Below are 22,307 nucleotides of genomic sequence, written 5' to 3' on the forward strand. Positions count from 1 at the left end.
TAATTTTCTATAAATATGAAGGAGTTAGAATGCGACAATGGTTTCGAAGCGGTTTCGGTTTGTGTGTCGCCGCGGCTGCGGCGCAGGCGATGAGTTTTCAGCCTCTCGGATTTCAGAGTATGGGGATGGGCGGTGCCGGCGTGGCGAGTGCCAGCGGTTCGATGGCGGCCTACTACAACCCGGCACTGCTGGCGGCGCACGACTATACGACCGAAGTGACGCTCTCGGCGGGTGTCGGGGTCGCCGAGTACAATCTGGCGGAAAATATCGATACACTCAGCGACAACGATCTGACGGGAACGATCGAACGGATCGCAAACAATGCCCCGGTCGACGGAAGCAACACGGCCAATGGCGATGCGGCGAGAATGGCAGAGTCTCTCGAAATCCTGCAGAAGATGTCCGGTGAGACGAGTGGGCTGATCCTGACTCCTGGCGGTGCGTTTGGGGTTCAGATGAAAAACTTCGCGGTGGGTGTCTATGTCACATCCGAAGGGACGGCGGAACCGGTGATCGATCCGGACCATTTGCAGCTGATCGTCAAGAAAAACGTAAGCGGGACGGATTACTATGCGGAGTACGACCCCGCGACGGACTCCTATAAAGCTTCCGACGAAACTGCCTACGTCAACGGTTCGCTCGACTATGCATTGCAAAACGACCTGACCTACCTCTCTTTGAAAGGGCTCAGTGTTGGAGAGGTCCCTTTCAGTTACGGCCACGCTTTCGACACTTCCATCGGGACGATCGGTGTGGGCGGGTCGCTGAAATATATGTATGGCATGACCTACGATACTCATGTCAGCATCGATACGAGTTCGGGCGATCTTGGCGATTCGTTCAAGGACAGAGACAAATCGACCTCCTCTTTCGGTGTCGACCTGGGTGCTTTCTACACGCCCAGTGCGCTGCCAGAGCTTCGTGTCGGCGTTGTCGGCAAGAACCTCAATACCCCCGAGTTCGATACCGTGACGGGCGATACCTACAAGATCGACCCGATGGCGAGAGCTGGTATCTACTATGCGGGGCTCGACCATTGGCTCGACATCGCCCTCGATGTCGACCTGACATCCAACAAGACCTTCCTCGACGACATCGACAGCCAGTATATCGGCGGGGGCGTCAACGTCCATCCTGTCGACTGGTTTTCGTTCCGCCTGGGGGCGATGCAGAATATGGCGGACAGTACGCTCGGCACAATCGTCACGGCGGGCCTCGGTTTGGGTGTCAAACAGTTCCAACTCGACATTTCGGCGATGATGAGCACCAAAACCGGTTACTACGACGGCGATGAAATTCCGCGTTACGCCAGAGTCAATCTGGCGCTCGTTTCGCGCTGGTAGAGAAACTTTTCCAACCCCTTCGCCAAGGCGCGGTATCGCTTCACCGCGCCATGGTCGCCTCTTCAAATCCGCTCCCCATCCTTTTTCGTCTACGTTTTAAATATAAGGATGGCATGAACTCCCACGGTGATCGTTTTCTTAAAGTAAGTTTTACAAAATTTATAAATTTTTAATCTTTTGGGTTCTATAATGAGTATATACCAACAAAAAGGATGAATTATGAGTTGGAAACGAACAATAGCCGTTTCGGCGGTGACAGCGGCTCTCGTTGTCATGACCGGATGTGGAGGCGGAGGTTCAAGCAGTAACGCGTGCGGTACGCTACCGGCGTGGACAGCAGTGAAAGCTCCGATGCAAAATTCCGAGAATGTCCAAAACGCGATGAGTACGTTGTACCACGTCGGGCTAGTCGGATCCGAACTAGTGTATGAAGGAAAAGAGGTGTCGTCGGAAGATACCACCACCGACAAGAGCGCTCTGCAGAAGCTGGCGGATCGTTTCAATGTCCTTCGAAGCGATGGCTTGGCTGCGGTGGAGAGTATGTCGCCAAGTGGGATGGACCTGAATGGTGAATCGCATGAAGTAAACTGTAGTGTCAGTGGTACACGTACCGTGACATACGACGAAAACGAGAGTGAACAGTATGAGCTAGCGACCTATCAGTTCAATAATTGTAAGGAGTACGAGGGATTTTTAGAGGATCTGGTAGAGCAGATCGTTGCTTTTTATGGTTTGGATAGTGTGGAGAATGGTGATGGGTACGAACCCACGACCGATACCTATACGTTCAATGGGGAGATTTTGTTGAAGAAGTATTGGGGAGAGGACGCCAACAGCACATGGGATGGATACCGCATCGATGCCGACGAGTTGACCGTGAAGATGGAAAACAATGAAACACTGGACAAAGGGACATTGGATGCAACCATCTATGCGCAATTCGAAGAGAGAAAAATGGAGCGGACGGCATCCGAGCCTATCCTCCAGCTCGAGGATGCCACGGAAAGCACGACCCTCTCTCTTCTAAGCGACGGATGCCTGAGCCTGGTGGCGTATGCAGACGATGGGAATAACTCGACAATCAAAGTCGCCGACGCCAATCTGCAGGCGGTCGATTTCAATGCGACGGCAGTGAAATACACAGTAGCGGACACAGTAGGTACAACGGTTTCGCTCGACGGCTACATCGGAACGAGTGGGTATGTGGCGTTGGCTGCAGGTATTGCAGTAGACCCTGCGCAGCAGATCGATCTGGGGGGATTCGCGCTTTACGGCGAAAACTTCGAATTCAATATCGAGAAGACGGGACTTGAAGAGAACGTGACCGTGAGCGGAACGCTCGCGACACCCTGCATGGGAGGCGCGGTCACCTACAGCGGTCAGATGAATGTCTATGCCAAGTATGATAGCCAGGATGGCAACGATAGTGCATTACCATACACAGGCAGCGTCCTTCTTCAGGGGGCGACCAATGCGGCCGTCGATTTCAATCTCGACGAGAACAACCAGACCTACGCCACGACATCCGTAGATACGAACAAAACCTACGGAAGTTGGGAAGCGTTGATCGAAGGCAACTGTACGGCGCTCTTCGAAGGGGTTTCCGGTTCTTCTCTTCCAGTTGGCCCTTAATGCCTGACCGAAGGCCGTCCATTCAGGACGGCTTTCTCTCCTCGAATTTTCCCCATACCCAACCTATCGAGACGAACCCCGCCAAACTCAGGAGTAAAAAGAGTGTATCGATGAGCGGTGCGCCGCCATGCGTTGAAGAGAAATGCAGCGGTTCGGTCAGGTTGACGTCACCGTTTCCCATCGGGGCGGGGATGGCGAGAGACTCCGTTTTTTTCGTAGGAGCGTTTTCTCCCGTGAGGCCGGCGACGAGATAGAAACCTTCGCTCGGAACGTAGAGCGCGGAGGCTGCGCAACGCTTTTGCGAAAGCACATAGAGGGAATCGGAGCGGTTCGACCAGCCATCTTTTTCGGGATCGAAGAGCAAGAGACTGTCGGAACATTTTCCATCGGCCGTCTTTCCGCCTGCGACGAGAATGGTGGGCGTTCCCCGTGTGTCGTACCCTTGCGCGGCGCCCATGAAGGCGAGTGGTATCGGCATCGGCGACATTTTCTCCCATCGGCCCGTTTCGGGGTCGTAGCGCTCGACGCTTCGAAGGAGGGCACCGTCGGAAAAGCCGCCGAAAACATAGAGTTCGCCACGGTAGGAGACCATGGCGTGTGCGGCACGCCGCTCCTGCATGGAGGCGAGTGTTTCCCATCTGTCCGTATCGGTGTCGTAACGGTAGAGCGTGTCCACTTCGCTGCCGGATTCCGAAGAGAGCATCCCCCCACTCAGATAGATATCTTCGCCGATGCGTGCCGCCTTGGCATGGCGAAGCGGCACGGGAAGAGGTGCGCCTTCCCGCCATTGGGACGTTGCCGTGTCGTAGATGTGAAGTTTCGCGCTGGTGGCACCCCCGTTGTCGTATCCGCCGAAGAGATAGATCGAACCGTTCCATAAAATGGCTGCGGCGCCCGATCGTGTTTCCGGCAGCATGGAGATCTGGTCCCACAGGCCTCTCTCGATGTCGTACCGTTCGAGCGTGTCCGAGTCGGGTCCGCCACCGAGATAGATCTCCCGGCCGTTGGCGACGGCGAAGCCGTGGGGGTGTACGAAGCGCGGTTCGCTTACGGGCCGCCATGCGGTTGCGGTAATCGTTTCGGAAAGGAGCCCGTAGGCATCTTCGACGAAAAGGTTTTTTCCGCTTTCGATCGAAGGGGCCGATGCCTCGATGCGTGTATCGGACCATGATCGTATGGAGGCGTCGGTTGCGTTGCCGTCGCCATCGACAAACTCGACGCGGCCACGTTGATGCCCGAACCCTTCGCCCGTGAGCGTGAAGGTCGAGCCTTCACACACCCCTTGCAGCGGAGCGGCGGTGGATAGCTCCACCTTCGCGGCATCAGCCAGAAGAGAGGCGGCGGCGTTCAGGCGGCCGGAGGTGGCGGTACGGTTTTCGAGATTCGCAAGGGTTTCCGCTTTTTTCAGGATGCGGGCTTTGCGGATCGTGGCGTTTTCATCGGGGTAGAGCGATGCGACAAGGCCGACCGTGCCGGTGACGAACGGTGTCGCTTCCGAAGTTCCCGAAATGAAACCGTAGGATTCATCGGGCAGCGTGCTCAATATATCGACCCCGGGGGCCGCGATATCCACACTCTCCTTTCCGTAGTTCGAAAACGAAGCCAGTGAATCGTTTCGATCGGTCGCGGCGACCGAGACGATGTTTTTTGCATTGTAGGAAGCGGGGAACTCGGCGAAAAAGCCGTCGTTGTTTCGGCCGCTGTTGCCGGCGGCGGCACAGAAGAGGATTCCCGCGTCGCCAAGCGCCTCGATGGCGAGGTGAAGCGGGTCGTCCTGGTTTCCGCTGCGGCTTCCGAAGGATGCATTGACCGCGACGAGATTGACCATCTTCTCTTTCATGACGAGGAGGTATTCGATCCCTTCGAGAACGTCGCTGTCGTAGATGTATCCATCGGGCCTCAACACTTTCACCGCCATCATTTTGATGTGCCAGTCAACGCCGCTGATGCCGATGCCGTTGTCGCCGACGGCTCCTACGATTCCTGCGACATTGGTTCCATGGCCGTGTGTGTCCATCGGGTCCGGATCGTTCTCTCCGTCTGGCTGGGCGGCGAAATCGTAGCCGTAAATATCGTCGACATAACCGTTTCCGTCGTCGTCGACCCCTTCGATCCCCGCCATCTCTTCGCCGTTGACCCAGATATTTTCCCTCAAGTCGCTATGCCGGTAGTCGATGCCGGTATCGAGTATCGCGACGACGACATCGGAGGAGCCGACCGTGAGGTCCCATGCATTTTCGACATGAATGTCGGCTCCCGGCGAGCCGCTCTCTCCTTCGACTTCCTGTCCCGTATTGCGCAATCCCCACTGTTTTTGGAAATCGGGATCGTTGGGAATGGTGCTGAGGCGGCGTCTGTAGTTTGGAGATACCGCAATGACACGCGGGTCCTGCCTGAGCTTCTCGCAGAGCGTTTCGGTGGAGAGGGAGGAGCGTACCCGGGCGAAGATTTTGCCGCTTCTGCCTGAGAGCCGTTTCAACAGGCCGATGGCCAGATCCTGCATCGGAAGAAGTGCATGGATCGATTGGAGAGCCGATTGGTCTTTGTAGACGACGAGTGCCTCGTTCGGGGCGTAATCGTCCCCGCTTTGGGCGGCGAAAGCGGAATAACCCATAATAGAAAGAAGGCATACGATGCCGAACCTTCGCAAACGGCCTCTCATTCGAAATCCTTTCTGCCGATCGTAACGGCTTTTATAAAGATATAGTAGAGAACGAAAACGGAAAAGAGCATTCCGTAACGCCCTATGAAGTCATGGGAGAGATGAAAGAGACGGGGATCGATCGAAACCATATAGGCGATGAGCGACAGACGCAGCAGGTTGGCCAACACGACGAAGAGATATCCGAGCGCGAGCCATAGCGTTTTTTCCGCCAACGATGCGTTGTATGCCAGAATGGCGGAGGCAAGAAGCAGATAGAAGCCAAATCCGTTGCATGCGTCGTCGATTACGAGCCTGAACCCGTGTATCGAAAAGGAGGCTATGTGATCCGGCACGGAAGGTATGCGAAGCAGCTCGAACAGCGTTTCCAGCGATTCGACAGTCAACCATGTCTGTAGATGGACGAATACGAAAAGGGGAGAGAAATATTGGAAATAGAAGAGTGAAAAGAGAAGAAATATCCATAAAACATATCTTTTCGCATAATGATACATATACAGATGTTAACATAATATCGTATATAAATTCAATGGTGTGCCGAAAGGGTAACCTGGGCGAGCGTTTTGTATCCACAGAGCGATGGCGATGTCGAGGTTTCACGACGGAGAAGTCAATCCGTTGCTTTTCGTTTCATTGAAAATTTATCATACCTTGGATAGGATACTCCGAAAGGTGCTTCGTGTTCGGAAGCTTCGAATGGGTGAATCGCTTGCCCATTCATGGAAATTTATTGAAAGAAGGATGGGAAAAATGGTGCGAAACAGATGGAGGCAGATGTATGGCGTCGCGTTGATGACGTCCATACTCGTTCTCGGCGGTTGTGGTGGCGGAGGCGGCGGTGGAACCGTCGCTACAGGCATCAATGGGAAAGTGGTCGACGGGTATGTGAGAGATGCCCATGTCTTCGTCGATAAAAACAAAGACAAGCTGGAGAATGTGGGCGAACCTACGACGACGACCGACGCCAACGGCGACTTTTCGTTCGGAGTCGGCGTGGTGGCGTCGGGCGATTTCATCTATGCGTCGGGCGGTACGGACCTGGCGACGGGCCTTCCTTTCAAAGGGCGCCTCAGCGCCGTCTACGACGGAACCACTTTCATCCTTTCCCCGTTGACATCGATGGTGGCGGCGCTGGTCGAAAAGGGTGAGAGTGTCGATGGTGCGAAAAAGAGGGTCGCGCAGGCACTGGGTATCGACGAAAACAAAGTCGGTGCCGACCCGATGCAGGATGCCGACGCTTTCTTCGTTTCGCAGCAGATCGTGGCGGCAGCGCAGATCATGGGTACCGCTGCAGGCGATGTGAACGAAACGGTCTTCGAAAAGGCGGTCGAAGCGCTCGCCGAAAACGATTTCAATCTCTCGGCGGCGGCGGAAACCTTCGCGAACGAGGTCAATGTCACGGCCGATCCTGACAAAGTGGCCGAAGCGACGGAGAGGGTGAACGCGTTCATCGGCCAGTTGAAAGAGGAGGCGAACGGAACGGTTCCCGATCTGCCGAGTTACCAGGTGGTCGCTTCGAGTGTCGCGGAACAGGTCGCCGAACAGGTTAAAAACGATGAAAATGTTACCGTCCCCGACGTCAACGATACGAAGAGCGTTCTGGAAGCGGTCACGTGTCTTACCTTCGAAAAGATCAAGGGTGCGAACGGTTCGGAAAACAATGTGACGAAAGATCTGAACCTTTCCGCGAAGAATCAATGTGAGATCGACGGAACCACCATTACATGGGATGTGGAGCCGGCGGGCGTCATCGACACGTCGACCGGTGCGCTCGATACCGTCTACAGCGATACGAACGTCGTGCTGAAAGCGGAAATCGAGAAAGGGAACGCCAATGCCGTCAAACGGTTCAACCTCTTCGTTCCCCGCAACGGCAACCATCCTCCGGTCGCAGCCGACGACAACGTGACGACACTGGAAGATACGCCTGTGACGTTCGATCCCGTCGCCAACGACACCGATCCGGACGGGGATGCATTGACGCTGGCCGAAGTGTCCGATCCGGCGCACGGTACGGTGGCGAAAAACGGAAACATCGTCGTCTATACACCGGATATGAACTACAACGGGACCGATACGTTCTCCTACAAAATCCGAGACGGTTGGGGTGGTGAGAGCAACGGCACGATCCATGTGACCGTGACGCCGGTCAACGATGCGCCGGTGCTGCAGCAGCCGGCGAACGTCACTATGGACGAAGACAGTGCGGCCGTTCCAGTCGATCTGAACGCGACCGATCCGGATACGGATCCGGCGAATCTGACCTACAGCGTCGCTGTCGATCCGGCGAATATCGTGGATGTGAATCTGAGCGGCAATGTCGTGACGATCACACCATTGCCGAATATGAATGGAACGGTGACGGTCACCGCGACGGTGAGCGATGGTGAAAACAACGATACGAAAACCTTTACCGTCACCGTCGTGAACGTTCCGGATCCGGCGGTTATTTCCGGGGATTTTACGGGAACGGTGACGGAAGACGCAACCGCTCCGGCGACCGGAAAACTGAACGTGGCCGATCCCGATCCGGGTGAGGATCGCTTCATCGCCGAAACCAACACGACTGGTTACGGCACCTTCTCGATCGACGAGAACGGAAGCTGGAGTTTTACGCTCGACAACGCCAGCACCGCGGTCCAGTCCCTGGCGGATGGTGAGACGCACCAGCTCTCTTTCACCGTTCAGTCATTGGATAAAACCACGAGGCAGGTGACGGTGACGATCGTGGGAGCCAACGATGCGCCGACCGCGGAAGATCTCAACGTGACGGCGGAAGCCGGCAAGTCCGTGACGATCGATTTGAGCCAATATATCGACGATATCGACGGTGACACCCTGACCGTAAACATCGTCGGCACCCCCACGAGCGGCCAGGCGAGTCTCGCTGGCACGACGATCACCTACACCGCACCGGCCAATGCGGGAACGGTCACGATCGTCTACCAGGTGAGCGACGGCCAGGCGACGGCGCGGGGTACGGTCACGATACAGGTTACCAATGGCAATCCGGTTTCGATGTCGACTCTCGAAGGGCAGACGATGTCCGATATCGACGACGAATATACCCGTTTCCTCTTCCAAAACGGTGTGGCGAAGATCCGTGCACAGCACTTCCTGAACGATGGCGGAATATGGGTACGCTTCGACGTGCTCGAAGAGGAGGGTAGCTACCAGATCCATCCGGACAACAATACGACGACACTGGCGATCGAAGAGGGCAATTTCACGCTTTCCGATCTCAGGCGCGTAGAGCTCGACGGCACCACCCTGACCGTGCCGGTCGACGAAGAACACAACGTGACGGCCATTTTCGGTGCGAACGACCATCTCTACCGCATGAATTTCCATGTCGACCATGGAGTCCCCCGTCTGGAAGGGCCTTTCGACGAGTACCGCCCGTGGGTCCAGAACGCGCCGGCCCTGAACTACGATTCGCTCGAAGCCTTTATGCAGGCTTTCAGTGTCGGTGTCCAGGAACACTGGTTCGAAGCGTGGGACGAAACGACGCAGCATGGCACACCCTACGCTTTCGACAGCAACGGCAGTGGCGCCACCACAGGTTTGCTGATAAGCACGGACGACAACACGACGAGAGTGGGCACATGGACGATAGAACAAGGCGTCGTCTGGGTGAAACTCGACGCAGGCGAGGATGACTGCTGGCGCGACGCTTACGGCATCGTCGACGGGGTTCTCTACTCCGGGTATATACCGGAAACGGGATGCGACGAAGTGCTCGCCCTCTACGGAAGCAATGCAACGCAGACGATTGAAGGAGCACTCCCCGTATCTGTCGGTAATGCCATTCATGCTCCCGAAGACATCGTGCCGGTAAGTGTCTCGGATGTCAGCGGCAAGGAGATCGATATCCATATTATCGAAAAAGATCTCAATGCCACGATCAAGATGTATGATGATGGGAACTATACGCAGAGACTCAGCAACGGGGTAAGCTTCAGCGGAACCTGGAGTATCGACAGCAACGGAACGATCCACTACACGAGAGGGAGCGAAGAGTATCTGAAAACCTTTTTCGGCCAGGTGGCTGCCGGTACGTACGGTGTGCACTATCCTGCCAATACGGACGACGTTACCGTGTTCAAAGTGCTCAATGTCAAAGATATCAACAGCGGCGGCGGTACCGGTGGTGCCGTCACGCTGATTTTGCAAGGTGCCGACTGGGCCGCTTATTCCTATTCGGACGATACATGGGAAGCGGTCGATTTCAACCAGCTTGGAACCGGCCGGACCCTTACGTTCAACGCCGATGCCGATGACAAGTACGGTGTCGCCGTCCACTGTAGCGACGCTGGCAACGAAGTGGCTATCGTTCAGGCGACCGTCGGAGAATACGCCACGATCGACATATGCGAGGAAGCGACGCGTCAGAAACATACCGTCTCCGGCACGATCAGCGGCGTCACCGGAGGAATGGTGACCGTCGGCATGGACGGTTCGTCGGATGGCAACCTAACCCTGGTTGACACGTACAACTACACGCTAGAAAACGTGACGAAAGGGGTTTTTGACCTGGTGGTGGAAGACCTGGATATGACGACCTATACGGTCAAAAAGTTCGGCATAAAAAGAGATATCGACGTCAACGCCGATTTGGTGGGTGAAGACCTGAATCTTTCGACGGAGGGCATCGACCCCGTCGAACACAACTTCACCGTGGCCAATGGAGTCGGTGTCGCCTCTTTCATTACCGCAAACGGTTCGGCGCTCGGTATCGTCGGAATGTCCGACGACGACAGCGGTGTCCATAAATGGTATGCGGTTCCGACGACAACGACGGTGTCGGGAGATATCTACAGCTTCGTCGCCATGACGGAAAACAACACGACGAACCAGTCCAGAATCTTGTTGGAGACAAAAGACGCCACGACATTCGCGGCGGATGTGACGACATACGATCCTACCGTTATCGAGGACTTCAATGCGACGTTCGATTGGGGAGCCAAAGCGTTCGGCGGGCTCGACTACATCCCTTCGGCGTCGAGTCCGGAGTTGAGAATGTATGCCGCGTGGATCGAGCAGAAGAACAGTGGTGTCGAGCGGGAGATCTGGATTTCGAAAGCGTGGCTCGGTACGGCAACTGCATATGCACTGCCCGATTTGGGCACGCTTGCCGGCTGGAACGCCGCATGGAGTTTCAATAGCGGCGATTCGGTCGAATGGTCGATTCTCGCCTTCATGGCGAACAAAGCGATCGCCGATACGGTCGAGAAGATGAGTGACACCGAAAACGAAGAGACAAACATGCCCTACTTTATGGAGAAGGACTTCACGATTCATATTGCCGAAAAACACGGGGATGTGACACCCTGACACGATGGAGGGCACTCGCCTTCCATACTCCCGGGGGAAATCGGACTCCCCCGGACACCATTCAATATCCTCACACATTCGAAAACTCTTTGCAAACGCATGCAATAGACTCCTCGGTAAAAAATTGGGTAAAATAGAGCTTTCAACCGCCAAGGAGAAAGCATGGTCATCAAAGAGATTCAGCAGTTTTCCGAAATTCGGACGAAAGCACGGGCCTATCTGTGTTATCTACTTTCGAGAAACATTCCGAATCGAACGCCGGAAGTGAATCTCGATACGATCGTACAGGCTTTGAAAAAGATCAAAAAAGAGGTCAAAGAGATCGATACGCTCTACGTGCTCGACGCGATGGGGCGGCAGATCATCGCGAATATCAGCAAGACGCCGAAGTACCGCACGGGTGAAGGGGAGAATCGTGCCGACCGTGCCTATTACTACAGGGCAGTGCGGGAGAAGCGCTGTATTTTGACCGACCCTTACCCTTCGAAGATCGGGGGGATTCTGGTCGTGACGGCGGCCTATCCCGTCTATAACGACAAAGGGCAGCTCAAGTACGTCGTCGCGATCGACATTCCGCTGGAGAAATTACTTCACATGGTTCATCCGGCCTCGGGGGAGACGCTGTTCGGACGCTTCTCCCGTTTCAGCTATAGCGCATTTTCCCTCGCGCTCTTTGCCGTCGCTGTGATCCTCTTCATCAATGGGGTCAAGAGCTTTTTCACGGCCAATTTCAACATATGGAACATCGACATCAAAGAGATGTTCGAAGCGACGATTCTTTTGACGCTTTCACTGGCGATCTTCGATCTGGTCAAGGCGATTTTCGAAGAGGAGGTACTCGGACAGCACAGAAAGGCCGAGCACAACGAAATCCACAAGACGATGGTACGCTTTCTCGGCTCCATCATCATCGCCCTGGCGATCGAGGCGTTGATGCTGGTCTTTAAATTCGCTATAATCGACCCCGAAAAACTGGTCTACGCGGTCTACCTGATCGGCGGTGTCACGATGCTTCTGGTCGGCCTTGCCTATTATCTGCGTAGCATAGGGAAAGAAGTGGATTGATGGTTGCGATTATAGACTACAACATGGGCAATCTCGCCAGTGTGCGCAATGCGCTGGCGAAGATCGGGGCGGAGTCGGAGGTGGTTTCGGACCCCGATCGTGTCAAGCGGTACGACAAAGTGCTGCTTCCCGGCGTCGGAGCGTTCGGCGACGCGATGGAGCATCTGCGAAAAAACGGGATGGACGATGCGGTGAAACGGTTCGCCGAAAGCGGCAGGCCGATGCTCGGAATCTGTTTGGGAATGCAGCTTCTCTTTTCCAAAAGCCTGGAGTTCGGCGAACACGAAGGGCTCGGCCTGATCCCCGGCGAAGTCGTACCGTTCGACCCCAACCTTTTCCAGACGCCCCACAAGATTCCGCATATGGGGTGGAACGAGCTTTTCGTACAGAAGGAGACTCCGCTTTTCAAAGACCTTCCAAAAGCGTTCTATCTCTATTTCGTCCACTCCTACCACGCCGTCACGGCCGATGAGTATGCCATCGGCAGGACATGGTACGGGTACGAATTCGTGAGTGCCGTGCAAAACGGCAACGTTTTCGGCATTCAGCCGCATCCCGAGAAGTCGCACGACAACGGATTGAAAATTTTAAAAAACTTCGTGGAGCTATGATGGAAATATTACCGGCGATCGATCTCAAAGACGGGAAGGCCGTGCGCCTTACCAAAGGGTTGATGGAGAGCGCGAAAATCTACAGCGACGAGCCGTGGCAGTTGGCGAAAACATTCGAGGAGATGGGGTCGAAGTGGTTGCATCTGGTCGATCTCAACGGAGCTTTCGCGGGAGAGCCGAAAAATCTCGAACAGATCGAGAAGATTCGGAAAAACTGCAACCTGAAGATGGAACTCGGTGGGGGTATCCGTGACGAAGAGACGATCAGGCGTTATATCGACCTCGGTATCGACCGACTGATTCTGGGTTCTATCGCTGTCAAAGACCCCGCTTTCGTCAAAGCGATGGCGGCGAAATACCCGATCGCCGTCGGTATCGATGCGATCGACGGCTATGTCGCCGTAGAAGGATGGGCGGAAGTGAGCCGGATGAAAGCGACCGACCTGGCAAGAGCCTTCGCCGACTGCGGTGTGGAGGCGATTATCTGTACCGATGTGGGGCGCGACGGTACACTTTCGGGTGTAAATGTCGATTTTACCGTAAGCATCGCCGAGGCCAGCGGGATCGATACGATCGCGAGCGGCGGCGTGAAAGATCTGGGCGATATCGAAGCGCTGCACGCGACCGGAAAAGTGGCGGGTGTCATCGTGGGGAAAGCGTTCTACGAAGGGACGCTGGATCTGCGCAAAGCGTTCGAGAGAGTCCGGGAAGCTGCCGGCCGCTAGCGGGGCAGGTCATTGCCGTTGCTCTTAAACTACGTTAAATAGTGCAAACGATAAAATAGGCACAATCAAACCCTATAAAGGACCGATATTGAAAATTATGGTGGTTGACGACAGTTCGACAATGCGGCGGATCATTAAAAACACGCTGAATCGACTGGGATACAAAGATCTTCTCGAGGCTGCCGACGGCGTTGAAGCATGGGAAGTCATGCAGCGGCACAAGGATGAGATCGGCGTGCTCATCACCGACTGGAACATGCCGAACATGAATGGCCTGGAGCTTGTCAAAAAAGTGCGCTCCGACAGTGCATTCGAAGATATTCCGATCATCATGGTTACCACGGAAGGCGGCAAGGCGGAAGTCATCACGGCGCTCAAAGCGGGTGTGAACAACTACATCGTCAAACCCTTTACACCGCAGGTACTCAAAGAAAAACTCGAAGCGGTACTCGGCATTAGCGACTGATGAAAGATACCTACAGCGAACTGACGGTAAGGCCGTCGAACCATCTCGAGCTCTTCCTCGATTTTCTTCAAACACTCTTCCCCGAAACGATCGAGATCACGGAGGATGCACTCATCCTTCGTTCGGAAGAGCCACTCGAGGAGATCGCATGGGGAGCGAAAGCCTTCGCCGAGGCGCTGAGCGAAAATCTCGGCGAACCGGTGCATGTCGATACATCGATCGAAACGAAAGAGAACGTCGACTGGATCGCCAGATACCGTGAAGCGATAAAACCGGTCGAAGTGGGCGATTTTTACGTCTATCCGAGCTGGGAGGCACCGAAAGAGGGCAAGCGAAACATCATGATCGATCCGGCACTGGCATTCGGGTCGGGCCACCATGAGACGACTTCGAGCTGCCTCAAGGCGATCGGTGAACGCGTCAAAGAGAACGATACGCTGCTGGATGTTGGATGCGGCAGCGGAATACTCGGGATCGCGGCGGCAATGCTGGGCGCAAAGGTGGATGCGTGCGATACCGATCCACTGGCGGTGGAGAATGCGCAAAAAAATTTCGGGCTCAACAACCAGTGTGTCAACGAGATATGGGAAGGCTCCGCACCCGGGACCGACAAAAGCTACGATGTGGTGGTCGCCAATATCGTGGCGGATGTACTTCGGATGATTGCCAAAGACTTAAAAAAGCGCACTAAACCGGGCGGGTTATTGATCCTTTCGGGGATACTGGATACAAAGGAGGCGCTGATCGACGAAGCATTCAGCGATCTTGAGCTTCAAGAGACGATCGCCAACAACGAGTGGCTTACAAAAATTTACAGAAAAGAAGGATAGCAATGGCGGATAACAATCCAAAAAAAGATCCGAACGATCAAAATTTTTTCAACAGAAACCCTCTTTTGACTTTCGCGATCTTTTCGCTGCTGATCATCGTGCTCTTCAAGAGTTTCATCGGCACGCAGGAGGGGCAGTTCGGTGCACAGAATCCCAATGCGATGGGAACCGCTCCCGTGACACAGACCAAGACGATCCCCTACAGCGATCTGAAAAAGATGATCAAAGAGGGAAAGATCAAATTCGTTTCGATTGGACAGACGACGATCAAGGCGATGGCCAGCGAGGGGGGCTACAAAACACTCTACATCGCCAAAAAAGTGGGCGAAGACAGTACGCTCATTCCTCTGCTGGATCAGATGGGTGTGGAGTACAGCGGTTATAGCGAAAACAACTGGCTGGGCGAGGTACTTTTCGGCTGGGTACTTCCGATCCTGATCTTCTTCGGGATCTGGATGTTCCTGGCGAGCCGGATGCAGAAGAACATGGGCGGCGGCATTCTGGGAATGGGAAGCGCGAAAAAGCTCGTCAATTCCGAGAAACCGAATGTCAAGTTCGACGATGTCGCCGGTGTCGAGGAGGCGAAAGAGGAGGTCAAGGAGATCGTCGAGTTCCTCAAATACCCGGAACGCTACATCCGCCTCGGTGCGAAGATCCCCAAAGGGGTTCTTCTCGTAGGCCCTCCGGGAACGGGTAAGACGCTGCTGGCCAAAGCGGTGGCGGGCGAAGCGAACGTCCCCTTCTTCTCCGTCAGCGGTTCGAGTTTCATCGAAATGTTCGTCGGTGTCGGCGCGGCGCGCGTGCGCGACCTTTTCGAACAGGCAAAAAAAGAGGCACCGGCCATTATCTTCATCGACGAGATCGACGCGATCGGAAAGAGCCGTGCGGCGGCTGGCCAGATCGGCGGAAACGATGAACGTGAACAGACGCTCAACCAGCTGCTCGCCGAAATGGACGGCTTCAGTTCCGACACGCCGATCATCGTCCTTGCGGCGACCAACCGTCCGGAAGTTCTCGACCCGGCGCTTCTTCGCCCGGGCCGTTTCGACCGGCAGGTTCTGGTCGACAAGCCCGATTTCGAAGGGCGGGTCAAGATTTTGAAGGTGCATGTCAAACATATCAAAATGGCGCCGAATGTCGATCTCGAAGAGATAGCGCGTCTGACCGCGGGCCTGGCAGGTGCGGATCTCGCCAACATCGTCAACGAAGCGGCGCTGCTCGCGGGGCGAAAGAACAAAGATCAGGTCGAGCAGGAGGATTTCCTCGAAGCGGTCGAGCGTGCCATCGCGGGCCTCGAGAAGAAGTCTCGCCGCATCGCTCCGAAAGAGAAGCGTATCGTCGCCTATCACGAAAGCGGCCATGCGCTGATCGCCGAGACGACACCGGGTGCCAAGAAGGTTTCGAAAGTCTCTATCATTCCACGGGGGCTCGCGGCACTGGGCTATACGCTCAACACGCCGGAAGAGAACAAATACCTGATGCAGAAGCACGAGTTGGTCGCGGAGATCGACACGTTGCTCGGAGGCCGCGCGGCCGAAGAGGTTTTCATCAAGGAGATTTCGACGGGTGCGAGCAACGATCTCGAGCGGGCCACCGACATCGTCAAGGCGATGGTCGGGCTCTACGGTATGAGTGACGTCGCCGGACTGATGGTCCTCGAGAAGCAGACCAACATGTTCCTCGGCGGCGGCATGAGCCAGAAAGACTACAGTGAAAAGACGGCGGAAGAGATGGATGCGTTCATCCGTAACTTCCTGGGCGAACGCTACAAGCATGTCGTCACACGGCTCAAAGAGTACAGCGAAGCGATCGAGGAGATCGTCGAAGAGCTCTTCAAAGCCGAGACGATCGAAGGGAAAAAGGTTCGCGAAATCATCCGCAATTTCGAGAAAAAGCATGGTATCAAGACGAAGCTCGTCGAAGAGGAAGAGGGTGACCTGAAAAGCGAAGAGAAAAAGAGCGAAGAGGCGGAAAATTCCGGCTCCGAGACAGAGAAGGAGTGACGATGGGGGCCAACGGCACCTTCCTTGCAAATGGATGGCGTACCATCCTTCCGGTATGGGGGGCGACACTGGTCGTTCTCGTCTTCAGCGATGAAGTGCTGTTCAATCTTCTGTTGATCGGAATCAGTGCCTATGTCGCGTTTCTTTTCTATCTTCCCGAGCGGAACCCTTTCGACATCTCTTCGAAAGCGCTCATCTCTCCCGTGGACGGCACGATCGAAACCGTCGAGACGAAAAAGAGTGAAACGGTCGTTACCATCCGAAAGTCGCTGTGGGATGTCAGTGTGGTTCGAGCCCCGGTTTCGGGCGAAGTGACGGAATGCGAAACCGTGCATGGTATGTTTCTCGGTGTCGACGAAGAGAAAGCGAAAGTATTGAATGAGCATGGCGTCATCCGTTACGACTGGGAGGGGCGGCGTGTCGAAATATCCATGCGGTGCGGCTTTTTTTCATACGCCCTGCCTCTTTACGCCAAGAAGGGAGCGGCCAAGGTCGCGGAGGTGCAGGCACTCCTGACGGAGGGGTTGGTCGAAGTGAAAGTTCCGGCATCCGTCAAAATCGAGGCTTTGCCGGGCGACAGAGTTCTCGGTGGCTATTCGGTCCTTGGACGCGATAATAGATAATGGGAAACCGGAATTTCCAGTTCATCTACATTCTGCCGAACCTTTTTACCGCCGCCTCTATCTTTACCGCCGTCATCTCGATGGTCTCCGCTGCGCACGGCCAGTTCGAAAAAGCGGTATGGCTCATCTTTCTCTCTCTTCTCTTCGACGGTCTGGACGGGCGGGTCGCCCGCCTGACCCACACCACCAGCAAATTCGGTGTCGAGTTCGATTCGCTTGCCGATATCGTCGCATTTGGCGTGGCCCCCGCGCTGCTGGTCTATTTTTATGCCGGAGAGGATTACGGACGTTTCGGCGTACTGGTGATGGCGCTTTACATCATCTTCGGAGCCGTGCGTCTCGCCCGCTTCAATGTCATGAGCCTCGATACCGATCCGACGGTTTTCATCGGCGTTCCCATCCCCACCGCCGCGACTTTCGTTTCCGTATGGGTGCTGATGTTCGAACGCTACGAGACACTTCATGGATTTGGTTGGCTCTTGCTTTCGGGCATGCTGCTCGTATCGCTTCTGATGGTGAGCAATATCCGCTATCCCAGTTTCAAAAAACTCAATCTGAAAAAGCCGATGGTCACCAAAACACTGATTTTGATGATATCACTGGCGTCGTTGATGTACCTCTATCCTGTAGAAGGGTTCACGATCATCATATCGCTCTACATTCTTTGGGGTGTTGGACGCACAATCCATACGATGATGACGAAGAAGAGAATATCCCCGAAAACTTGAAAAGAAAAATTATCGATTAATAATTTATTTTCAATTCCGACGTTCCGATATATGGTATACTTTTATCAACAAAAAGAAGGAGATGTTATGCCCGGAACCGATACAGGCCGTATCAAGGCGATCAAACATTTGCCGAAAATCGAGATCAAAAACAGACTCCTATTCCTGTTCTTCTAAACCACTCAACAATTATTCAGACAGAGTTTCCGCTTTTTTTTACAACAACGACGAAGGATTACAGAAATGAAAAACGACAAACGCGTTTATATATTCGATACGACATTGCGTGACGGAGAACAGAGCCCCGGCGCTTCGATGAATACGGAAGAGAAGATCAAGATCGCGACGCAGCTTCAGCGTCTCGGCGTCGATGTGATCGAAGCCGGTTTCGCCGCGGCGAGTCCCGGGGATTTCGATGCGATACGACGTATCTGCGAAGTGGTGGACAAAAGCACCGTCTGCTCGCTCGCCCGTGCCGTGGACCGTGACATCATCCAGGCGGGTGAATCGCTCGCCGATGCGAAACACAAACGGATCCATACATTTATCGCGACCAGTCCCATACATATGGAGCACAAGCTCAAGATGAGTCCGGAAGAGGTGATCCGCCGTGCCGTCGCGGCTGTCAAACTCGCAAAGACCTTTACCGATGACGTCGAGTTCAGCTGTGAAGACGCCGGGCGAAGCGAGATGCCCTTTTTGAAAGAGATCCTCGATGCCGTCATCGAGGCGGGTGCAACGACGCTCAACATTCCCGATACGGTCGGTTACCGTCTGCCTCAGGAGATGGGAGCGATCATTGAAGAGCTTCACGGCCATGTGGGTGAACGGGCGATCATATCGGTCCACTGCCACAACGATCTCGGCCTCGCCGTCGCCAACTCACTCTTTTCAGTGATGAACGGTGCGAGGCAGGTGGAGTGTACGATCAACGGCCTTGGCGAGCGTGCGGGCAACGCGGCGCTCGAAGAGGTCGTGATGGCGATGAAAACCCGTGCCGATGTCTTCGAGGGAATCGAGACCGGCATCAACACGAAAGAGATCTACCCGACCAGCCGTCTGGTTGCGGCGATTACCGGCATCGAACCACAGCCGAACAAGGCGATCGTGGGCAAAAACGCTTTTGCGCATGAAAGCGGTATCCATCAAGACGGTGTGCTCAAATGCCAGGAGACCTATGAGATTATGCATGCCGAAGATATCGGGCTCGAGACCAACCGTATCGTACTGGGCAAGCACTCCGGCCGCCACGCTTTCAAAGAGCGTCTCGAAGCACTTGGATTCGACCTTTCTCCCGAAGACTTGAACAAAGCGTTCGAGCGTTTCAAGCTCCTCGCCGACAAGAAAAAGGAGATATTCGATGACGACATCCGTATGCTGATCGCCAACGAGATTACGAACATTCCGCAGGCGTACGAACTCGTAGGGCTTCAGATCGCCGACTGCTCCGCCGGTGTGCCGAGTGCGGCAGTGACGATCCGCCATGACGGAGAAGAGATTACCGATGCAGGCATAGGCGATGGAACGATCGACGCGATCTTCAAGACGATCGACCGTATCAGCGGCCACTCAGGCCGGCTTTTGGATTATCGGGTAGAGGCCGTAAGCCAGGGAAAAGATGCCCTGGCGAAAGTGGTCGTCAATGTCCAGTTCGATGAAAACAACAGCGCCGTTATCGGCCACGGCCTCAGTATCGATACGATGCTCGCAAGTGCCAAAGCCTACATCGGCGCATTGAACAGCTATCTTTCGATGATTCCTTCCAACTGCCAGATCGACAGCTGCGAAGGTGTTTAGAAGGTTAGAAGGTTAGAAGGTTAGAAGGTTAGAAGGTTAGAAGGTTAGAAGGTTAGAAGGTTAGAAGGTTAGAAGGTTAGAACCGAGTTTTCAATACTAAATAGCTTCTCTCCCTTCTCGCCCTCTCACCAGCCGCGATAGCGGCGATCCCACCCTTTCACCTTCCTATCTCCCGGAAACTATATCAAAATCGAAATATTCCGATTGGAATGTCCCGTTCGGGATCTTCCCGAACTGAATGATCGCCGCTTCGTAGTTTTTCTGTTCCAGATAGAGCAGCCCGAGGGCGTAGCGGCTTTCGAGGTTGTTGGGATCGGTCAGTTTGGCCAGTTCGAGCAGTGCCGAGGCGCTGGCCGTATGGCCTGCACCGACCGATGCGACGGCAGCCAGAAAGAGGGTCCTGCTGTCTTCGTGGTTGTACTTGTCTACAAGCTGGTTGAAAAGGACATAGGCCTCTTCGTAAGATTTGAGATAGATGTCGCAGAGTGCGAGTGATTCGACAATGCCGGCAGGGTCTTTCATCTCCTCCAGAAGTTTTCGCTCCAGCCTCTTTTTGAAAGGGTAGAGTGTCCCGGTGATAAAACGCAGCGCGATGTAGTTCTCCCGTGTAAAAGCACTGCCGTAATAGACGGCATCGAGATCGAGCGGATGCTCTTTCAGGTAGCGCTGTGCATTGACGCTGAAGCGCTTGACGTCGAGTTCCCTGTCCCGGATATGCAGATAGAGAAGATTGGCCAAAACGTCTCTACGCATCCGGTCACGCAGTTTTCCGGCACCTTTTTGGGCCTCTTCCCACCTTCCCTGGTTGGCATTGACGAGAATGTCCAGAAGAAGGTAGATAGGACGGTTGTCGTGTTTTACCCCTTCCCACTTCGATGCGGCGGAGAGGTTCCCGCGATAGAAATAGAAGAGGGCCCGATAGAAACGCTGAAGCGTATCGGGCTGGGTGAACTGCGCCAGATCGTCACTGACGAACTGCTCGACCTGGGGAATCGGTCTGCCGGTGAGCTTTTCGCACATCAGAGCGAAGATGGCGGAAAGATAGTTGCCGGAGTCGAGATGGTAGCTTCGCAGGAAATGTTCATGGGCTTTGGAGAAGTTTCCGATCTGTGCGTAGGTGAGTCCAAGGTTGTAGTGTAGGATCGAATGGTTCGGGTATCGTTCGAGTGCCTTTTGCAAAATCGCGTTGGCCTCTCTGAGATGGTGGTCGATCGCCGCCTTGATCGCCTTGGAGATAAGCAGATTGACATGGGAGATGCTGGAGCTGCGCGAGAGGTATTTCGTCGCCTCTTTCTCTTCGTCGACGTAGATCGAAGCGTTCCCTTTCTTGATGTAGTTGATGGTCTGTGCGGCATTGAAGACCTTGAAGGGTGCAAACTCGAAAAGGAGCCTGAAAGCGTTTGGAGGGACCAGGATCGCATTGGCCGAGTAACGTCTCTGGGCGGCATGGATGTCGTAGACGGCGGGTGAGAGTTTCGTTTTGACCGGATAGATATCGAGGCCCTTGCCTTTGAAATCGTTTTTCAGTTCGCTCAGAAGATCGGCCGTATGCCGGGGCATTTGGTTTTTCAACTCCACGAGTGCCAGGGCTTTGCGGCTCTTCAGCGGCAGATCCGACTCCTCCACGGCACGCTTGAGATACTGGACGGCGAGAGGATAATCTCCGATATGGGCATACATCTGCCCGAGTATCAGATAGTCCTGCGGCGTGGCACCGCGTTCCATCAGGTCGATCGCCTTGAGCGGCCTGTCGAAGACGGCGTAGCCGATGGCTCCGAGATGCCCGAGCTCTTTGTTATAGCTTTTGGCGGTGGGATGGGCGACGGCACTCAAAATCTCGAAATAGTTTCCTTTGTAGTAGTTCACCAGGGCGTAAAGATAGCTGTAGAGTGAAGAGTTGTAACTGTCCGGGAGGTAGGCTTCCGCCATCTGAAGGTAGTATTCGAACCGTTTTTTGTCTTTGAGATGGAGTGCGCAGGCTGCGGCGTTGATGGCGCTGATACATCGGTTTTCACCGTTTTGGATCGCTTTTTTGAACGAGCCGATCGCCTCTTCGTAGCGCTCCTGCCGCATCTGTGCGACACCGAGGTTGTAGTTGGAGATCGAAGCGCTGAAGGTAGCGATCTGTTCGAAGAGATTGAGTGCCTCTTTCTTGTTGCCGCGCGCATAGAGGATATTGGCTTTTTGAATCATCTGCTCAAGCTGCGACGGTGTGGCGAGGGGTTTGATCTTCTCTGCGGATTTGATCTTTTGGGCGAGGTGGTCGGCGTCGACCGTTTCTTTGGATGGCGTCTTTTTTGTGGCGAGAATGACGATGAGGGCGATCAGAAGCAGAAGGAGCGCACCGCCGATGCCGGCAAGTAGGAGAACCACCTTTTTGCGCTGTTTCTTCTGTGCGCTTTCTTCCGCGCCGCCTTGCGCCGTTTCGTTCTCGTCGGAAGGCTTGCCGCTCTCCTCTTCGAGAATGATCACCTCTTCTTCAGCCATC

Annotated in this window: 15 protein-coding genes; 12 read left to right on the forward strand and 3 right to left on the reverse strand. The window is 54.6% G+C overall.

Going from position 1 to position 22,307, the window contains the following annotated elements:
• Positions 1 to 29 precede the first annotated feature (29 nt).
• Positions 30 to 1,343, forward strand: a complete 1,314-nt coding sequence (gene traF / locus QUD54_RS09090) for a conjugal transfer protein TraF (protein WP_286336414.1) — start codon at positions 30 to 32, stop codon at positions 1,341 to 1,343.
• Positions 1,344 to 1,562: 219 nt separating this feature from the next.
• Positions 1,563 to 2,975: a hypothetical protein gene (locus tag QUD54_RS09095; RefSeq protein ID WP_286336415.1), complete on the forward strand. Its 1,413-nt coding sequence runs from the start codon at positions 1,563 to 1,565 to the stop codon at positions 2,973 to 2,975.
• Between the two features lie 22 nt (positions 2,976 to 2,997).
• On the opposite strand, the gene QUD54_RS09100 is transcribed toward QUD54_RS09095, so the two are convergent.
• Together QUD54_RS09100 and QUD54_RS09105 are read right to left on the reverse strand one after the other, a co-directional pair.
• Positions 2,998 to 5,637 (reverse strand): S8 family serine peptidase, encoded by a 2,640-nt coding sequence (locus tag QUD54_RS09100; protein ID WP_286336416.1) that lies wholly within the window; start codon positions 5,635 to 5,637, stop codon positions 2,998 to 3,000.
• Positions 5,634 to 6,131 (reverse strand): exosortase/archaeosortase family protein, encoded by a 498-nt coding sequence (locus QUD54_RS09105; RefSeq protein ID WP_286336417.1) that lies wholly within the window; start codon positions 6,129 to 6,131, stop codon positions 5,634 to 5,636. Before QUD54_RS09105 ends, QUD54_RS09100 begins: the two co-directional genes overlap by 4 nt.
• 256 nt (positions 6,132 to 6,387) lie before the next feature.
• On the opposite strand from QUD54_RS09105, the gene QUD54_RS09110 reads away from it, so the two are divergent.
• The 10 genes from QUD54_RS09110 to QUD54_RS09155 all read left to right on the forward strand — a co-directional run bounded on the left by QUD54_RS09110 (position 6,388) and on the right by QUD54_RS09155 (position 19,819).
• Positions 6,388 to 10,971, forward strand: coding sequence for an Ig-like domain-containing protein (locus tag QUD54_RS09110; protein WP_286336418.1), 4,584 nt, complete (start codon positions 6,388 to 6,390; stop codon positions 10,969 to 10,971).
• Between the two features lie 162 nt (positions 10,972 to 11,133).
• The gene (locus QUD54_RS09115; RefSeq protein ID WP_286336419.1) at positions 11,134 to 12,036 is read left to right on the forward strand and encodes a PDC sensor domain-containing protein; all 903 of its coding nucleotides are present in this window, start codon (positions 11,134 to 11,136) and stop codon (positions 12,034 to 12,036) included.
• The gene (gene hisH, locus QUD54_RS09120) at positions 12,036 to 12,647 is read left to right on the forward strand and encodes an imidazole glycerol phosphate synthase subunit HisH (protein WP_286336420.1); all 612 of its coding nucleotides are present in this window, start codon (positions 12,036 to 12,038) and stop codon (positions 12,645 to 12,647) included. Before QUD54_RS09115 ends, hisH begins: the two co-directional genes overlap by 1 nt.
• Positions 12,647 to 13,372: a 1-(5-phosphoribosyl)-5-[(5-phosphoribosylamino)methylideneamino]imidazole-4-carboxamide isomerase gene (gene hisA, locus QUD54_RS09125; RefSeq protein ID WP_286338036.1), complete on the forward strand. Its 726-nt coding sequence runs from the start codon at positions 12,647 to 12,649 to the stop codon at positions 13,370 to 13,372. Before hisH ends, hisA begins: the two co-directional genes overlap by 1 nt.
• Before the next feature lie 88 nt (positions 13,373 to 13,460).
• The gene (locus QUD54_RS09130; protein WP_286336421.1) at positions 13,461 to 13,838 is read left to right on the forward strand and encodes a chemotaxis response regulator CheY; all 378 of its coding nucleotides are present in this window, start codon (positions 13,461 to 13,463) and stop codon (positions 13,836 to 13,838) included.
• Positions 13,838 to 14,668 carry a 50S ribosomal protein L11 methyltransferase gene (locus tag QUD54_RS09135; protein WP_286336422.1) on the forward strand — a complete coding sequence of 277 codons (831 nt, stop codon included), beginning with the start codon at positions 13,838 to 13,840 and terminating at the stop codon, positions 14,666 to 14,668. The genes QUD54_RS09130 and QUD54_RS09135 overlap by 1 nt, the downstream gene beginning before the upstream one ends.
• Before the next feature lie 2 nt (positions 14,669 to 14,670).
• On the forward strand, positions 14,671 to 16,671 hold the full coding sequence (ftsH, locus tag QUD54_RS09140) for an ATP-dependent zinc metalloprotease FtsH (RefSeq protein ID WP_286336423.1): 2,001 nt from the start codon (positions 14,671 to 14,673) through the stop codon (positions 16,669 to 16,671).
• A 2-nt stretch (positions 16,672 to 16,673) separates the two neighbouring features.
• The gene (locus QUD54_RS09145) at positions 16,674 to 17,294 is read left to right on the forward strand and encodes a phosphatidylserine decarboxylase (RefSeq protein WP_286336424.1); all 621 of its coding nucleotides are present in this window, start codon (positions 16,674 to 16,676) and stop codon (positions 17,292 to 17,294) included.
• Complete coding sequence (gene pssA / locus QUD54_RS09150; RefSeq protein ID WP_286336425.1) at positions 17,294 to 18,022, forward strand: CDP-diacylglycerol--serine O-phosphatidyltransferase; 729 nt, start codon at positions 17,294 to 17,296, stop codon at positions 18,020 to 18,022. Before QUD54_RS09145 ends, pssA begins: the two co-directional genes overlap by 1 nt.
• Before the next feature lie 243 nt (positions 18,023 to 18,265).
• Positions 18,266 to 19,819 carry a 2-isopropylmalate synthase gene (locus QUD54_RS09155; RefSeq protein ID WP_286336426.1) on the forward strand — a complete coding sequence of 518 codons (1,554 nt, stop codon included), beginning with the start codon at positions 18,266 to 18,268 and terminating at the stop codon, positions 19,817 to 19,819.
• A gap of 165 nt (positions 19,820 to 19,984) precedes the next feature.
• Here the strand turns inward: QUD54_RS09155 and QUD54_RS09160 are convergent, their stop codons facing one another.
• Entirely contained in the window at positions 19,985 to 22,306 is a 2,322-nt protein-coding gene (locus QUD54_RS09160; RefSeq protein ID WP_286336427.1) for a tetratricopeptide repeat protein, read from the reverse strand.
• Position 22,307: the final 1 nt, after the last annotated feature.

The organism is Hydrogenimonas cancrithermarum (genome assembly GCF_030296055.1).
In the GTDB taxonomy this organism is placed as follows: domain Bacteria; phylum Campylobacterota; class Campylobacteria; order Campylobacterales; family Hydrogenimonadaceae; genus Hydrogenimonas; species Hydrogenimonas cancrithermarum.

Excerpts from the sequence above, each read along its gene's own strand:
- traF (WP_286336414.1), top strand. The coding sequence starts at position 30 with ATGCGACAATGGTTTCGAAGCGGTTTCGGTTTGTGTGTCGCCGCGGCT.
- QUD54_RS09095 (WP_286336415.1), top strand. The coding sequence starts at position 1,563 with ATGAGTTGGAAACGAACAATAGCCGTTTCGGCGGTGACAGCGGCTCTC.
- QUD54_RS09100 (WP_286336416.1), bottom strand. The coding sequence starts at position 5,637 with ATGAGAGGCCGTTTGCGAAGGTTCGGCATCGTATGCCTTCTTTCTATT.
- QUD54_RS09105 (WP_286336417.1), bottom strand. The coding sequence starts at position 6,131 with ATGTATCATTATGCGAAAAGATATGTTTTATGGATATTTCTTCTCTTT.
- QUD54_RS09110 (WP_286336418.1), top strand. The coding sequence starts at position 6,388 with ATGGTGCGAAACAGATGGAGGCAGATGTATGGCGTCGCGTTGATGACG.
- QUD54_RS09115 (WP_286336419.1), top strand. The coding sequence starts at position 11,134 with ATGGTCATCAAAGAGATTCAGCAGTTTTCCGAAATTCGGACGAAAGCA.
- hisH (WP_286336420.1), top strand. The coding sequence starts at position 12,036 with ATGGTTGCGATTATAGACTACAACATGGGCAATCTCGCCAGTGTGCGC.
- hisA (WP_286338036.1), top strand. The coding sequence starts at position 12,647 with ATGGAAATATTACCGGCGATCGATCTCAAAGACGGGAAGGCCGTGCGC.
- QUD54_RS09135 (WP_286336422.1), top strand. The coding sequence starts at position 13,838 with ATGAAAGATACCTACAGCGAACTGACGGTAAGGCCGTCGAACCATCTC.
- ftsH (WP_286336423.1), top strand. The coding sequence starts at position 14,671 with ATGGCGGATAACAATCCAAAAAAAGATCCGAACGATCAAAATTTTTTC.
- QUD54_RS09145 (WP_286336424.1), top strand. The coding sequence starts at position 16,674 with ATGGGGGCCAACGGCACCTTCCTTGCAAATGGATGGCGTACCATCCTT.
- pssA (WP_286336425.1), top strand. The coding sequence starts at position 17,294 with ATGGGAAACCGGAATTTCCAGTTCATCTACATTCTGCCGAACCTTTTT.
- QUD54_RS09155 (WP_286336426.1), top strand. The coding sequence starts at position 18,266 with ATGAAAAACGACAAACGCGTTTATATATTCGATACGACATTGCGTGAC.
- QUD54_RS09160 (WP_286336427.1), bottom strand. The coding sequence starts at position 22,306 with ATGGCTGAAGAAGAGGTGATCATTCTCGAAGAGGAGAGCGGCAAGCCT.